20 protein-coding genes are annotated in these 14,763 nt (G+C 45.7%); 6 read left to right on the forward strand and 14 right to left on the reverse strand.

All coding sequences use genetic code 11. The features are described from left to right. Nucleotides 1–57: 57 nt before the first annotated feature. Entirely contained in the window at nt 58–1,239 is a 1,182-nt protein-coding gene (gene purT / locus G9U52_RS12675; protein ID WP_166149995.1) for a formate-dependent phosphoribosylglycinamide formyltransferase, read from the reverse strand. Between the two features lie 187 nt (nt 1,240–1,426). Here purT and G9U52_RS12680 point away from each other — a divergent pair, with 187 nt between their 5' ends. Then, nucleotides 1,427–1,738, forward strand: a complete 312-nt coding sequence (locus G9U52_RS12680; RefSeq protein WP_166149997.1) for a winged helix-turn-helix transcriptional regulator — start codon at nt 1,427–1,429, stop codon at nt 1,736–1,738. A gap of 122 nt (nt 1,739–1,860) precedes the next feature. On the opposite strand, the gene G9U52_RS12685 is transcribed toward G9U52_RS12680, so the two are convergent. Beyond that, nucleotides 1,861–1,995 (reverse strand): aspartyl-phosphate phosphatase Spo0E family protein, encoded by a 135-nt coding sequence (locus G9U52_RS12685; RefSeq protein WP_166149999.1) that lies wholly within the window; start codon nt 1,993–1,995, stop codon nt 1,861–1,863. Between the two features lie 252 nt (nt 1,996–2,247). Between G9U52_RS12685 and G9U52_RS12690 the strand changes: the two genes are divergently transcribed. Then, nucleotides 2,248–2,952: a response regulator transcription factor gene (locus tag G9U52_RS12690; protein ID WP_166150002.1), complete on the forward strand. Its 705-nt coding sequence runs from the start codon at nt 2,248–2,250 to the stop codon at nt 2,950–2,952. Between the two features lie 60 nt (nt 2,953–3,012). Here G9U52_RS12690 and G9U52_RS12695 read toward each other — a convergent pair whose 3' ends face one another. The 8 genes from G9U52_RS12695 to G9U52_RS12730 form a co-directional block, all read right to left on the reverse strand. Beyond that, nucleotides 3,013–3,171: a hypothetical protein gene (locus tag G9U52_RS12695; RefSeq protein ID WP_166150004.1), complete on the reverse strand. Its 159-nt coding sequence runs from the start codon at nt 3,169–3,171 to the stop codon at nt 3,013–3,015. A 52-nt stretch (nt 3,172–3,223) separates the two neighbouring features. Beyond that, nucleotides 3,224–3,718 carry a hypothetical protein gene (locus G9U52_RS12700; RefSeq protein ID WP_166150006.1) on the reverse strand — a complete coding sequence of 165 codons (495 nt, stop codon included), beginning with the start codon at nt 3,716–3,718 and terminating at the stop codon, nt 3,224–3,226. A 72-nt stretch (nt 3,719–3,790) separates the two neighbouring features. Then, nucleotides 3,791–4,411: a trimeric intracellular cation channel family protein gene (locus G9U52_RS12705; protein WP_166150008.1), complete on the reverse strand. Its 621-nt coding sequence runs from the start codon at nt 4,409–4,411 to the stop codon at nt 3,791–3,793. Nucleotide 4,412: 1 nt separating this feature from the next. Further along, nucleotides 4,413–5,066, reverse strand: a complete 654-nt coding sequence (locus G9U52_RS12710) for a response regulator transcription factor (RefSeq protein WP_166150010.1) — start codon at nt 5,064–5,066, stop codon at nt 4,413–4,415. Continuing rightward, nucleotides 5,063–6,433: a sensor histidine kinase gene (locus G9U52_RS12715; RefSeq protein WP_166150012.1), complete on the reverse strand. Its 1,371-nt coding sequence runs from the start codon at nt 6,431–6,433 to the stop codon at nt 5,063–5,065. The genes G9U52_RS12710 and G9U52_RS12715 overlap by 4 nt, the downstream gene beginning before the upstream one ends. 23 nt (nt 6,434–6,456) lie before the next feature. Beyond that, nucleotides 6,457–6,840 (reverse strand): sporulation phosphorelay system protein KapB, encoded by a 384-nt coding sequence (kapB, locus tag G9U52_RS12720; protein WP_166150014.1) that lies wholly within the window; start codon nt 6,838–6,840, stop codon nt 6,457–6,459. 238 nt (nt 6,841–7,078) lie between these two features. After that, the gene (locus tag G9U52_RS12725; protein ID WP_243767304.1) at nt 7,079–7,402 is read right to left on the reverse strand and encodes a thioredoxin family protein; all 324 of its coding nucleotides are present in this window, start codon (nt 7,400–7,402) and stop codon (nt 7,079–7,081) included. Between the two features lie 22 nt (nt 7,403–7,424). Beyond that, a complete protein-coding gene (locus tag G9U52_RS12730; protein WP_166150016.1) occupies nt 7,425–7,943 on the reverse strand; it encodes a hypothetical protein in 519 nt (172 codons plus the stop codon). 90 nt (nt 7,944–8,033) lie between these two features. Here G9U52_RS12730 and G9U52_RS12735 point away from each other — a divergent pair, with 90 nt between their 5' ends. Next, the gene (locus tag G9U52_RS12735) at nt 8,034–8,246 is read left to right on the forward strand and encodes a hypothetical protein (protein ID WP_166150018.1); all 213 of its coding nucleotides are present in this window, start codon (nt 8,034–8,036) and stop codon (nt 8,244–8,246) included. Nucleotides 8,247–8,294: 48 nt separating this feature from the next. On the opposite strand, the gene G9U52_RS12740 is transcribed toward G9U52_RS12735, so the two are convergent. From G9U52_RS12740 to G9U52_RS12750, 3 genes are all read right to left on the reverse strand, one after another. Continuing rightward, a complete protein-coding gene (locus G9U52_RS12740) occupies nt 8,295–9,908 on the reverse strand; it encodes an ABC-F family ATP-binding cassette domain-containing protein (RefSeq protein ID WP_166150020.1) in 1,614 nt (537 codons plus the stop codon). A gap of 131 nt (nt 9,909–10,039) precedes the next feature. Further along, nucleotides 10,040–11,983, reverse strand: coding sequence for an ABC-F family ATP-binding cassette domain-containing protein (locus G9U52_RS12745; RefSeq protein ID WP_166150022.1), 1,944 nt, complete (start codon nt 11,981–11,983; stop codon nt 10,040–10,042). 26 nt (nt 11,984–12,009) lie between these two features. Next, nucleotides 12,010–13,074, reverse strand: a complete 1,065-nt coding sequence (locus tag G9U52_RS12750) for a M42 family metallopeptidase (RefSeq protein ID WP_166150025.1) — start codon at nt 13,072–13,074, stop codon at nt 12,010–12,012. Nucleotides 13,075–13,171: 97 nt separating this feature from the next. Here G9U52_RS12750 and G9U52_RS12755 point away from each other — a divergent pair, with 97 nt between their 5' ends. Both G9U52_RS12755 and G9U52_RS12760 read left to right on the forward strand, forming a co-directional pair. Further along, entirely contained in the window at nt 13,172–13,501 is a 330-nt protein-coding gene (locus G9U52_RS12755; RefSeq protein WP_166150027.1) for an ASCH domain-containing protein, read from the forward strand. 86 nt (nt 13,502–13,587) lie between these two features. Continuing rightward, nucleotides 13,588–14,019: a DUF2269 domain-containing protein gene (locus tag G9U52_RS12760; protein WP_243767305.1), complete on the forward strand. Its 432-nt coding sequence runs from the start codon at nt 13,588–13,590 to the stop codon at nt 14,017–14,019. Between the two features lie 38 nt (nt 14,020–14,057). On the opposite strand, the gene G9U52_RS12765 is transcribed toward G9U52_RS12760, so the two are convergent. Beyond that, the gene (locus G9U52_RS12765; RefSeq protein WP_166150029.1) at nt 14,058–14,348 is read right to left on the reverse strand and encodes a Dabb family protein; all 291 of its coding nucleotides are present in this window, start codon (nt 14,346–14,348) and stop codon (nt 14,058–14,060) included. A gap of 13 nt (nt 14,349–14,361) precedes the next feature. Here G9U52_RS12765 and G9U52_RS12770 point away from each other — a divergent pair, with 13 nt between their 5' ends. After that, entirely contained in the window at nt 14,362–14,703 is a 342-nt protein-coding gene (locus G9U52_RS12770) for a hypothetical protein (protein ID WP_166150031.1), read from the forward strand. The last annotated feature ends 60 nt before the right edge of the window (nt 14,704–14,763 follow it).

The following is a 14,763-nucleotide window of genomic DNA, read 5'->3' on the forward strand; positions in this document are numbered from 1 at the left end:
TAGACGCGTTGAAAAACCTTTTGCCAGCCTACCTTTTACTCACTAATCTTTTATTCATTAATGCTCATAATTCAGCTTTAATTCCCCAGCCGCGTCGGCTGCAACCTTGCGCGCTTCCTCAACATTGTCCGCGGTGCTGAGTGTTACTGCCATCCTACGCCCCACCTTGGTCTCCGGCTTCCCAAAAATACGAACCTGTGTATACGGATAACTCATTGCCTTTTCTACACCCTCAATGCTGAATACCTCGCGTTCCTCTGTCGCTTTTAAGGTGTGCGAAGCACCTGATGACAGCAAGCGGATTGTTGGAATCGGGAAGCCAAGAATCGCCCGCACGTGAAGTGCAAATTCAGACAAGTCCTGGGTAACCATCGTGACCATACCCGTATCATGCGGCCGGGGCGAAACTTCGCTGAAATAGACTTGATCCTTAGCCAAAAAAAGCTCAACCCCATAAATGCCGGTGCCACCCAAAGCGTCCGTAATGGTTTTGGCGATATGTTGGGCCTGCTCGATTTGGGCATCAGCCATCTCGTGAGGCTGCCAGGATTCTATGTAATCCCCTTCCTTTTGCACATGACCGATAGGCGCACAAAAGGTCGTTCCCGAAACGGAACGTACCGTAAGAAGGGTAATTTCCGACTCAAAGTGAATAAATTGCTCAACAATAACCCGTGTTTTTTTGGCTCTTCCGCCTTCCATCGCATAACTCCACGACTCCTCCACATCAGCAAGCGACTTACAGACGCTCTGCCCTTTACCAGAGGAGCTCATAATAGGTTTAATTACACAAGGTGTACCGATTACTGCAACTGCCTCCTGAAGCTCCTCCAGGCTGTCTGCGAACGCATAGTTAGCGGTTGGCAGATTCAATATTTCTGAAGCCAGCCGGCGAATGCCTTCCCGATCCATAGTTAATTGTGCAGCCGTAGCGGTTGGGACAATACGTATGCCCTCCTTCTCCAGTTCCACTAGGACTTGAGTAGCGATCGCTTCGATCTCCGGTACGATTAAATCAGGCTGCTCTTTCCTGATCACTTCCCTTAGCTGGTCTTCATCCAGCATGTTGATAACATACGAGCGATGGGCAACCTGCATAGCTGGCGCATTGGCATAACGATCTACAGCAATCGTTTCAACTCCAAGTCTTTGCGCCTCTATAATTACTTCTTTCCCTAGCTCCCCTGAACCAAGAAGCATCATTTTTTTAGCTAATCCTGACAATGGCGATCCATACATAATTTGAGTTCCTCCTATAGATAAAAGCTAAATATTTTACGCTCTATCGTTGTTATACTTTACAATGAGATATTTTTCAATCTTTCTTGCAAAAAGTCATTAAATTTGCTTTAATGATAGCTTAATAATAGCTTACTTTTATTGAGTAACTTATGCTACAATGTATGTAGAGAAGGAGATGATAGCAATGGCTGATCATCAGCTTTGCCCAAAGTTTGAAGCAGCATTCGGAATATTGGGAAAACGTTGGACTGGCTTAATCATTGAATCCCTGTTGCATGGTCCAAGAAGGTTCAAGGATATTTCTGAAATGATACCCGGCATGAGCGATAGAATGTTGGCTGAGCGGTTTAAGGAGCTGGAGGCCGAAGGACTTATCCATCGCCATGTTTACCCGGAGACTCCTGTTCGCATAGAATATGAATTGTCGGAAAAAGGAAAAGCACTGCGTCCTGTTATGGAAGCCGTGCATAATTGGGGCGAGCATTGGGTTATGTAAGTAGTCAAGGAATGCACGAACAAAAGGCCATTTACTGGAGATTCATACTAATCCGAGTATTGGCTTCTTTTTTGTGCTGTAAGCGCTTATAATCTAAGGACATCGCTGAAATAATTAATAGATCAAGCTCCATCAAGCTCCATGCTTTTGTCAACCACTTTAGAATGTGTTAATTCATAACCGTTTAGAGTGACCAATTCATACAATACTTTATTGAGCATTTGGATCTCCTGTTCAATATGTGGGGCAATATTCATTTTACTCGCCTCCTGCTCGTAGATGTTTTCCTATTGAGTTAATTTCAGAAAATTTAAGTTTACGATATGCTTGTCCAAAAACCACTTTTAAGATAAAGTTATTAATGGCAGTAATTTGTTTCCCTTACCATCAATTGTCTATCTATCTATAAAACATATTATGAACCATTTCTTTTATAAAAGTTGCAAGCTGCTGTTAAATTATTATTAATTTATCTAACCATTTCTTAACAAGTAGGGAGGAGGGAACCCATGTCTACCGTCTTGCTTATTGAGGACGATCAAAGCATCGCTGAAATGATCTCCATTTATTTATCAGAAGAAGATTATTCGGTTCATTGGGGTGCAAACGGTAAAGAGGGAACGAAATTGTTTCATAGCATCGAACCTGATGTTATTATATTGGATATTATGCTTCCAGATACGAATGGCATGGAATTATGCAAGGAGTTTCGAACCGTATCGAATGTCCCAATTATGATGATATCTGCCAAAAGTGAGGTTTCTGAAAGAGTGAAGGCACTTATTATTGGTGCTGATGATTATTTATGCAAGCCCTTTAGTATGCGTGAGCTCGCTGCCAGGACAAACGCACTATTAAGGCGGTCATCTTTAACTAACACCGCACAGTCCCATGCTGTAACTCTCGAAGAAGAGTCGACGATTGATATGCAATCCATTAAGATTGATATGGAAAAACGATGTATTTACTTGCTTAACCATCCGGTCGAAACGACATTTTCGGAATTTGAGATTATGAGGCATTTTTGGATGCATCCTGGAAAAGTGTTTTCAAGAGAAGAGCTTCTGAATAACATACGTGGCATTGATACCTTTGTTACCGAACGCTCGGTTGACGTCCATATTACTAACCTTCGCAAAAAAGTTGAAATCGATCCTAAAGAGCCCAAGCATATTAAAACCGTTTGGGGGGTAGGTTACAAATTCGAACCTTAATATAAGCTCCTGCAAAGTTTGTGCATCCCCGCACCTTTGATCAGGAGCTTTATTTATTTTTCAAAGCGCAAACCCCTGCTGTGGGGCGTGAGCGAGGGCGTAAGGGATTGAAACGCCCTTATTTTTCATTTTGTCCATTTTAAACAACTCGCTTATTTTTCTTTCATACTGTAAAAAATATGGAAACATCCTTTTTGTTTGCATATTTTCATCAAACAAAAAAGAGCCGCTTCCTCAGCAGGCTCCCTTCCTAACTAATAACGCTCGACTATTACTTATCCAGACCGTCACGGGTACGATCCAGCTCTAGTAGCAACTTTCTTACGCCTTCTTCGGTCAGCTCAGAGGATTGCTTAAATTGCAGCAATTGCTCGCGAAGCTTGCGTCCAATCTGCTCATTGTCCTCTTCCTGATCGGTATAAGCTGGATCAAACCATACGTAATCGCCATCCGGTCCATTTCTTAGAAAGGCTTGCGTCCAGCATTGTGGATAGCTGTAATCCTGTTCGCCTAACACAATAGCAAGCACATCGTCATTTTCAAGCGGCATCAGCTGGTGGAAGGTTTCTTCACCGTTGCTCTCTGGCCCCAGCGCCGCGACCTGCTTGTGCATATAAGCATAATGAAGATAATGCTCTCCCGTCAATTTGTCCTTGGATACCTCGTATCGCTCCAAGCCATCATCCGCAAGCTGTTTAACCATCTCCAACCGCTCCTGCAGCAGCTCGGAAGGCACTCTTTTGATAGACTGCAATGATTCAATCATTTGTGACCCTCCTTAGAGTTTTCGAAGAAAACTTACTTCGTAAGCATAAGCTAAGAGTTTTGCTTGCAAAACTTACTTCAAATTAAGGCTGCGTTTGGGCAGCCGCCATTTAAAAAATACGGATACCATCCGAAGAAAGACAATCAGCACGAATAGGGTAAGCAAATGGTAGGAGCCTTGGAACCAGCCGAGACCGATCAATAGCCCCGACAGCATACTCCATACCGCATAGATTTCATCCCTAAACACCAATGGCTTGCGTCCTGCCAGTATATCTCGGATGATGCCTCCACCAATGCCAGTCATAACGGCAGCAACAATGATAGCGCTAATCGGATGCCCCATATTACTGGCGTATAAGGCTCCTTGGATGGAGAAAGCACCTAGCCCTATCGCATCAAAAATCAATTCCCATGTTTTCCAGCGGCGTATCCAGCTAGTCGGGACAATAAAGACAAGTGCAGCAGCGATTATTGCCGTGTTTAAATACAAGCCTTGTTCCCATAAGGTAGTGACTGGAATGCCAATCAGTATATTCCGCACGACACCCCCGCCAAAAGCGGTCACAAGCGCCAATACAAAAACACCCAATATATCATAATCCTCTTCCATCGCCACAATAGCTCCGCTAACTGCAAAAGCGACCGTTCCGATAATGCTGAACAGCTGCAAATTAATTTCCAATAAGTTCATCTTAAAAAATACCCATATCCTTCGCTCTTTGTGCCGCTTCTTTGCTGCTACTGCTACCCAGCTTACGTAAAATATTGCCGACATGAACCTTGATCGTCCGGATAGAAACGACATAAATTTCAGCAATTTGCGTTTGCGTATGGCCTTTTTCAATTAAATCTAAGACTTGGATTTCCATGGGTGTAAGTAAGTCACGTAGCTCCTTGACCCTTACTTCATGCTCCATATGCTTCAATCGTCGGAACTCCTCACGCATTTTCTCAGCCACACTTGGGTGGATCGGACTACGGTTCACATAAGCATTACGAATAGCCTGTGGGATTTCTGAAAAATTGGATTTCACCATATAATCGACGGCTCCAACCTTGAAGGCTTCAAAGATCAATTCCTTTTCCTCCATCGAGGTTAACATAATAACCTTGGCGCCTGTACACTGGACGATCTCTGCTGTTGCCCATATACCCTCAGGACTATCCGACATCATAATATCCATTAATACCACATCAGCCTCCACACGCTCCAGCAGCTCTACGCCTGATTTTCCGGAGGAAGCTTGGCCCACCATTTCGAAATCGGGTTGTTTGCCCAGATAGCTCACCAGCCCACGTAGCCAATCCGGGTCATCTTCCACAATAGCAATTCGGATCTTGTTCATGTGTTGCTGACTCCTTTCCGATTGGGGAAATTGATGAATACCGATGTCCCAACACCCAGCTTGCTATGCATGGTCATCGATCCCTTATGCTTTTGAATAATGGTATGACAATAAGAAAGTCCAAGTCCAAAATTCATTTTTTTGCCGCCCTTGGTCGTATAAAAAGGATCGAAGGCCTGCCTAAGCTGGGTTTTGTCCATCCCGATCCCGCTATCTTTTATTTCTATCGCAATGTTACGTTTCGTCTCTGACAAGCGAACCTGTAATTCTCCGCCCTGTGGCATCGCTTCCAGCGCATTCATCAAGACATTACTGAAAACCTCAACCAATTGCACCTTATCTCCCCACATTGCTCCTTGGCAACGATATTGTTTAATAAGGTCTACGTTTTGTAAGCTGGGTGCAAGCATTGCCAGACACTCATCTATAAGCTCTGTTAGTACGATGGCCTCTTCTTTCAAAGCTACATCCATCGTCTGACCTTGTATACGGTAAATCATATCATAAATATGCTGGGAAGCATTCATAATCACATCAATATCATGAACAAGCTGCTCAGGATCGGGCTTTTCGGATTCGGATTTTATTTTCTCACTAAATAAACGAATTTTGCCTACATCATTTTTAATCGCATGGTTAAGAATAGAGGTGCCTGATGTGATCGCCCGCAAGGTATAATCCAAACGTTGATTTCGAATCGAAATCTGCAGACCCATAAAGCCATAACGAAAGCTGGAAAAGAAAATAACGACTAATGTAAATCCGATCAACCATGCGTTATAGCGCCACCACTCACTATTCCCATAAACAGCAGGCAGCACATAAAGGGTAAAAAGCGCAAAAAACATCGTAGGTGCCGCGGCTATCGTCGTCAGCATCCGCAGCTTGCGCAAATAGGAATTCCGTTCCTTCCATGTCGCATGGACGAGCAGTCCGATACCAGCCAATATAAAAGGCGCTGTCCATACAAGCACCATCCGATAAGGAATAGGATCATTGACATCGGGATCAAAAGCGAAGGAAAGCAGGGCGGGCAAAAGCAGTAGCCAAGCCATCCCCTTTCTCCAACGCCATCCTCCACTGTCTGGGTGGTACACGGCAGTAAACATGATGAAGGTATAGGGCAAACCGTAGTAACAAATAAGCGAAGCTACGCGCTCAGCGTAGTTGATCATTTCCTCCAAGGCTGGCGTTAACCAGCCCATGCTTAATAAATAAGGGGAAATTTCTTCATTTAAGACAGCAGACAAGCCACCAAAGCCGCCAGTAAAAGCAATACTCGCTATCCATCTAGTTGTGGTGCGTCTTGGATCTGTAACGATCAGAAGTGTGCCAATCGTCCATAAGCCTATCAGTACAAACATCATAAAGATCGGCACATCCGTTCATTTTATAGATTATATTCCTGCTTGAGCTGTTCCAATTCTTGCAGGGAACGCTCGACCCATTGGGCATTTTGCTGTAGGCTGCGAATCTCTGCATAAAGCGCACGTTCGAGTGATAACCGGTATTCTTGTACAATGCCATTAAAGGGCTTCACTGTGTAGAGCGGCATCAAGGCAATTTCTCCATCGGCTAATGCTCGGCGTTGGTGAAAGAAAGGAACATTCGGATCCATAGGGTTATGTAAATCACCTTGCGTAGGATGCTTTAGCACCGCTTTAATTTTAACAGCCGCTTTACCGGAGCTTGACATTTCAACGATTTCGCCTAAGTATTCGCCTGTTTTGTATGTAGCACTAACGATGGTTCCGATTTCAAATTGACCGGCCATGATTTGGGCCTCCTTAAGGTTTCAAATAAAGTGATTTCACAAGCTTATTCTTCGAAGTGCGGTGATGAGCGGCTGATGCGTTGGTGCGTGGCCAGAGTATTCCTACGATTGCTGTTGTTCTCGAATTTCTTGATTGGATAAGAGATTTAATGGTAGAAATTAATGAACAAAGGCACCGCATCGCTATCTCCAGAACACTCCGGTCACTTCGCTGGATTATTCACAGCATAATAAGCCTTTATTTAATAGTGTCCTGGAACCAGCGGAGTAAATCGTCCACGCCCTGCATCCGGTAGCGTTTATCTGTAATCCTATGCTGATGAAGGCTTACAATGCAAGGAACGCTCTCGATCTGCCAGCTTTGCACGAGCTGCGGGCAAAAGTTCACATTGCTTTTGACTATGGGCAGATTGGGCATGATGGCCAAGACCACACTTAACATTCGATCGGTCATTTTGCAGGTACCACACAAAGGGGTATACAAATAAACGAACTGGCGATCTGCAGATAAGCTTATTCTTGTCCGCACCTGCTGTTCCGTCCATTCCATGATAGCCGTCATGATACATCCCCCTTTTTATGAATTAATCAAGCAGCTTATCCAATCGCTCCAGGCTAAGAAGCATATGGTCGAGCAGGCTTGGAATATCGTCGATGTGGCTTTCATTCAGCTTAGCGGGAAAGCGCAGCACCAATTTACTTTTCATTGGCATGGGCTGCTGTCCATATTCCATAATTACATGCTGGGACATTTGCGGGTCTGTTCCCCATATGTCTTCAAGCAATAAAGCGGCATGGGCACAATCCCGATCGGCATCACCAACGCGGAATACAAACATAAGCTCCAGGCTACAGCCTGGCTTTTGCCGGGGAAGCGCCATCAGCTCTGCGGATAAATCGGCTACCGTTGCCATTAAGCTGAAGCTGCCTTCGGCTAGCCCGCCTTCAGCTCGTTTCATTGCCATTTCGAAGCTGCGGGACATGGAGGAAAGCTCGACACGATCCATCCGCTCGACAATTTCAATGATCCCGCCGAGATCCATGTCATACACAGCCCCTTCAAACACTACCTTTAGGTTGTCAAAAATCGTCGGGTCAAACATCTCATTCTCCCTTATTTTAATTTAAACTTGCTTACAGCTGGACAAATCAGTACAATGAATTCAGTATGAACAAGGAAGAAGGTGCAATCCATGTCCGACGAAAACCAAACTAACGACTCCGTTCAAGAGGAGCCAAAGAAGGTCAGCTTGGCTGACGCCATTAAAAACAAGCTTGCCCAGAAGAAGCAAGAGCAAGCTGATGAAAAGGCGAACGCCCAGCTACGCGGTGGCAACAGCGCCGTGATGAGAAACCAAAATAACAAAAAGCCGAATAACCAACGGCGCCGCACGGGCGGCAGTTAAAGAGAAGGATGAGCCTTTACAAGCTCATCCTTTTTTTATTACCATTCCTTATACGTACAGCAGCTCGCGTTGTTTTTTCACATCTTCATTTTGCAGGTATTCATCATAGGTTGTCATTTTATCAATGATGCCATTTGGAGTAATTTCCATAATTCGGTTCGCCACAGTTTGGATAAACTGATGGTCATGGGAAACGAATAACATCGTGCCGTCAAAATCGACCATGCCGTTATTTAATGCGGTAATGGACTCCAAATCCAAATGGTTCGTTGGCTCATCCAACAGCAATACGTTCGCGCCGCTCATCATCATTTTAGATAACATGCAACGCACTTTTTCGCCCCCGGACAATACGCTGGCCTTTTTCAAAGCTTCTTCGCCCGAAAACAGCATACGTCCTAGGAAGCCGCGAAGATACGATTCGTCTTGCTCCTTCGAATATTGGCGCAGCCAATCCACAAGATTAATATCGGTGTTAAAATAGGATGCGTTGTCTTTAGGAAAATAAGCTTGGGTCGTCGTTACTCCCCAATTGAACTCACCGGAATCGGCCTCAGCCTCGCCCATAAGAATTTGGAACAGCAGTGATTTGATATTGCCGTTAGGACCCACAAGTGCAACCTTATCCCCTTTATTCAAGGTAAAGCTAATATTGTTCAGCAAGATTTCACCGTCGATCGATTTGTTCAGCTTATCAACCGTCAATAGCTGCTTACCCGCCTCACGCTCAGGAGAAAATTTAATAAATGGATATTTACGTGTAGAAGGCTTAATGTCCTCAAAGGTCAGCTTTTCCAGTTGTTTTTTCCGGGAGGTAGCTTGCTTCGATTTGGAAGCATTCGCACTAAAGCGTTGAATAAACGCTTCTAGCTCTTTACGCTTTTCATCGGTCTTTTTGTTGGACTCGCGGCTTAGCTTTAGCATCAATTGGCTGGATTCGTACCAGAAATCATAGTTACCTACATATAATTGAAGCTTGCTAAAGTCAATATCGGCAATATGCGTACATACTTGGTTCAGGAAATGCCTATCATGGGATACAACAATAACGGTGCCTTCAAAACGGGAAAGAAAGTTTTCCAGCCAGTTGATCGATTCGATGTCCAAGTGATTGGTAGGCTCATCCAGCAGCAAAATATTCGGGTTACCGAACAAAGCTTGTGCCAAGAGAACACGAACCTTCGCGTTACCATCCAGCTCCTTCATCTTCACTTCGTGCATATCCTTGTTGATTCCTAATCCAATCAATAGCTCAGCTGCGTCTGATTCAGCCTGCCAGCCATCAAGGTCCTGAAATTCACCTTCCAGCTCTGCTGCACGCATACCATCCTCCTCAGAGAAATCAGCTTTGCTGTACAATGCATTTTTTTCCTCAGTAATCTGAAACAACCGCGTATGACCCATAATCACGGTTCTCAAAACCTCAATATCATCAAATTCAAAATGATCCTGCTTCAGTACAGCCATGCGCTCGCCTGGGGTAATGCTAACCTCCCCTTTATTGGCATCCATTTCACCGGATAAAATTTTCAAAAAGGTTGATTTCCCTGCGCCGTTCGCACCGATCAAGCCGTAGCAATTGCCAGGCGTAAACTTAACATTAACGTCCTCGAAAAGTGCTCTTTTACCATATCGTAGTGTCACATTAGAAACTGTAATCATTGTATTCCCTACTCTCTTAGATTTAGGAGCAACCGGATCATTCTCAACAGTTGTTACCAGTTGTCCTTAGTGCTGAATAAATCCTGATCATCCGAACATAAATTATACCATAAAAGCCTTATTCCTTCACCCTATTTAGTGCCGGAAATTTGCTCAACAAGCTCGGATAGCTCCGCCCATCGATTCATTGCTTGCTCCATCTGGCTATTTACCTTCTGCTCCTCGGCAAAAAGCTCCTGCACCTTGTCATAAGCGCTTCCCGCTTGTTCAATACCCTTTTTTATTTGAATCAGCTTTTCTTCGAGTGAGGCGATACTTTTTTCGATTTGATCCCATTCCTTTTGCTCTTGGAAAGTAAGCTTTCGAGGACGTACTTCCTCTTTTTGCTCCGTTACCGCGGGCATGACGGCATTCAGCTTTTTGGGCTCAGGAGATGGTTTGCTGGTTTGCTGCTTGCGCTCATTGGCAAGGTCTCGTTCTTCCTGCTTGGCTACCGCCAAATAATCGGTATAATTGCCGATAAACCGGTTGATCATGCCATCCTCAAATACGAACAAATGGTCAGCTGTCCGATCCAGGAAATACCGGTCATGGGATACCGTAATAACAGCTCCCGGGAAATCCTCCAAATATTGCTCCAAAATGGTCAGCGTCTGAATATCCAAATCATTCGTAGGCTCATCCAGTATCAGGACATTGGGCTCGCCCATTAAGGTGCGCAGCAAATACAATCGGCGGCGTTCCCCACCGGAAAGCCTGCTGATCGGCGTCCATTGCAGAGAGGAGGCAAACAAAAACCGTTCCAGCATTTGTGAAGCTGTGATGGACTCGCCGCTCGCTGTTTTGATCACCTCGGCGCCTTCCTTGATATATTCAATAACCCTCATCTTCTCGTCCATTTCTACACTTTCCTGGGTGTAGTAGGCGAGCTTAACGGTAGTTCCTACATCAACAGTACCTTCATCCGGCTGGAGCCTGCCTGCCAGCATATTCAGCAGCGTCGATTTGCCACTTCCGTTGGGGCCAATAATGCCAAGCCGATCGTCTTTCATCACGATATAGCTGAAATCCTTAATAAGCTGGCGGCCTTCAAAGGATTTGCTCACGTTTTCGAGCTCCATCACCTTTTTGCCAAGACGGCTTGCACCCAGCGCCATATCCATTTTCTCAGCTGGCCCATCTACCTTGCGGTCGCGTAATTCGACCGTCCGGTCGATACGGGCTTTTTGTTTGGTCGAGCGTGCTTTTGGGCCTCTACGCAGCCAAGCCAGCTCATGCCGCAGCAGGTTTTGGCGCTTATCCTCCTCCGAGGCTTCCCGCTCCATACGCTCTGCTTTTTTATCCAAAAATGATTCATAATTGCCCTCATAGCTGTACAGTTTGCCTTTATCGAGCTCAAGGATACGATTCGTCACACGATCCAGAAAATAGCGGTCATGCGTAACTAATAAGAGCGCGCCCTTCCACTTCGACAAAAATTCTTCCAGCCATTCTACCGTAATATGGTCGATGTGATTGGTAGGCTCATCCAAAATGAGCAAGTCCGCTGGTTGGATCAGTACTCTAGCCATCGCAACACGCTTGCGCTGCCCGCCGGAAAGCAGGCCGACCTTTTGGTTGAAATTGGTGATGCCCAGCTTAGTCAGCACGATTTCGGCGGTTGTGCTGGCTTCCCAGGCATTCAACGTATCCATCCGATGCTGCACGGCATAAAGCCGGTCCAGCATTTTTTCATCTTCAGGTGAAGTCTGCAATTCCGCTAACGCTACCTCGTAGTCGCGCAAGGTTTTCATAAGTGGGGTATCTCCGTAAAAAACCTGCTCCAATACGGTAGAATCCTTATCAAACTGCGGATTTTGTGGGAGGTATTCAGCGCGAAAATGGTTCGAATGCGACATTTTCCCGGAGTCGACAGGCTCAAGCCCAGCTAGCGCTTTTAATAATGACGATTTGCCGGTACCATTTACACCAACGAGCCCAATACGCTGCCTTTCGTCAATTCCGAAGGAGACATCATCGAAGAGCACCTTTTCTCCATAGCTTTTGTTAAAATGTTCAATTGACAATATATTCAATGGATACAGCTCCTTAGTTTCATTCCTTATAGGGATGGATTTATAGTCTGTGCAGGCTCCTGGACATAAGCGGCAAGCAATGCTGCTGTGCCCACAATCGCCTCGATATGTGTACGTTCCATTCCATGTGATGCGTGCACGCCAGGCCCGATCAACGCCGCCCTTATATCGCTTCCGCCGCGAAGCGCAGCAGATGCATCGGAGCCATATTGCGGGTAAATATCTACGGCATACTTAAGCCCTTCACGCTTGGCTAGCTCGATTAGCTTGGAGGTCATATGAAAATCATAGGGACCGGAGGAGTCTTTGGCACATATTGAGACATCATGCTCGGTGCAGGTAAGGTCATCGCCCATCGCCCCCATGTCAACAGCCAAAAGCTCATCGATCTGAGGCGGCAAATAGGCGGCACCATGCCCGACCTCCTCATACGTGCTAATCAGCACCATCAAGGTATTAGCCGGTTGGGTCGCTGTTCTTGCCAATAGCTCCAGCAGCCCGAATATAGCGGCAACTCCTGCTTTATCGTCCAGATGGCGGGATTTAATAAATCCGTTGCCCATCACTTGTACACGTGGATCGAAGGAAATAAAGTCTCCCACGCCAATACCCAGCTTAGCCACATCATCTGCGCTTCGTACTACTTCATCCAACCGTACTTCCATCGCCAGCTCGTCTCGCTTTAGCTCCCTAGCCTCTGGATATACATGAACGGAAGGCTTCGTAGTTAAAATAGTCCCTTCATAAACGTGTCCATCTCTCGTATGCACCTTGCAATACTCATTCTCGATGGAGTTCATCATATAACCGCCAACCGCTGTAAGGCGCAGCATGCCGCTCTGCTTAATCGATCGGACCATCGCTCCTAGAGTATCCACATGTGCAGACAATCCAGTGACGCGATTGGGGTTTGCTCCAGGTACCGTAATTAACCCCCCGCCTTTATTCATATAGCTCATGCCCAAGCCCAGCTTTTTCGCCTCTCGTTCTATTACCTGCATAATCTCATGGCAATAGCCGCTGGGGCTTGGTATCTGCAAAAGCTGCTCCAAAAAAGCAGTAACATACGCTTGGTCAATTCCCTGTTTCATAGAGCAACACTCCTTCATAGATTAGTTTCCTAACTTGCGTAAGGCAATTTTTTCATGTAAGCTTACTCTTGGACAAAAATTTTAGGAGGATTACCCCATGACCGAAGTATTAGCACCTAAGACCTGTACCATCGAAAGACTGGTAACTGTAGAAGATGATGTGAAGAAGGTGATTGCTGGCGAAAAAACAGCAACACGACGTAACGGCCGTTATGCCGATATTGGAGAAATTATGGAGCTTCAAGGCCATAAATTCGAGGTTCATAAAGTATACCAGCAAACGCTGGGAGAATTAACGGATGATTCCATTCAATCCGAAGGTTTTGCTAATGTGGAAAGCTATAAAAACTATATTCTTTCCATGCATACCGGGATGCCATGGCTGCCTCATATGAAGGTATGGGTCCACGAATTCCGCGCACTTTAAAACCAAGATACAAAAACAGTGTAGTACTCATTAAAATGAATGCTACACTGTTTAATTTATCTTTTCAAGTTTAGGAGGCATTCAACTTGTATCCCTGGCTCGTCTTTATTCACGCTGTTAGCGCTATGGTTGCTATCGGTCCTTTTTTTGTGCTTATTCCTATGCTATCCAAAATGCGCCAAGCTGAGGGCACCTTGCTTAGCGCCTATCTGGATTCGTTCCATTTTACCGTCCGCCTATCCAAGCATACCGGCCATGTCCTTGTAGGCTCAGGGCTGCTATTGATGTGGCTAGGTGGATGGCCTTGGACTACTCCTTGGGTCGCAGGTACTTTCATTGTACTAATAGCTTCATTATTTTTTATGGCTCGCGCTTTTTCACCGACAATCCGGCGTTTGCGCCAGCCCGACCACGACCGGGGCCAGCTCGTCAATAAGCTGTCCAGAGCTTTGTATATGTATATGTTTGTTTTATTTCTGATGCTGTACCTGATGATAATGAAACCGGCTCTATGGTGAAATTTATTCACCTTGGCCGTTTTTTTGTGTTCTAAAATTTAGGATTGGAAATCAACAACAACACTTGTGCCATCCAATACTTTCTTCATATGCTCTTTGACTGTCAAATGTAGCGGATGGATATCATAGGCGGCCAAATCATCCAATGAATCGAACTTAGTGATCAAAGCGATATCGTAAGAGCGTGCAGAATGGATCACGTCTTTACCTACCTCAATCGATTTCAATACAGGAATTTGCCCTTCCATATTGCTAAGCACCTGTGCGGTTTCTTGGATAGCTTCTGGGCTGCGGTCTTTTAGCTTGAAAAATACGATATGAGTAATCATGTGGATTCTCCTTTTGTGCCGTGTCAACGGCGGATTTTCACCCTCCCAAACCCTCCCTCTAGGGAGGGCTCCAAAGGGCTTTGCCCTCTGGACTCCCTATTGGGGGTGGGACCGTGGTGTTTTTGACGCGCTTACCGTCCCTGCGGGACACGCTTTACTTTTGGTGCGATGGTGCTTGGAGTTGCTGGCGTGTTCTCGGGTCGCTTACCGTCCCTGCGGGACACGCTTGACTTTGGTGCAGGTGCAATACCAAGTGCTTAAGGGCAAGGGCTCTGGGTGCGAGACTGCGGCAGTTGAGCGACGCATTGTCCCTGCGGGACTCGCTGGGTTGGTTCAGGTGCGGTCATGCCGGTAAGAGACTGCGGCGGTTGAGCGACGCATTGTCCCTGCGGGACTCGCTGGGTTTTGCAAGTGT

Source organism: Paenibacillus agricola, from assembly GCF_011440305.1.
Classification (GTDB): Bacteria; Bacillota; Bacilli; order Paenibacillales; family NBRC-103111; genus Paenibacillus_S; species Paenibacillus_S agricola.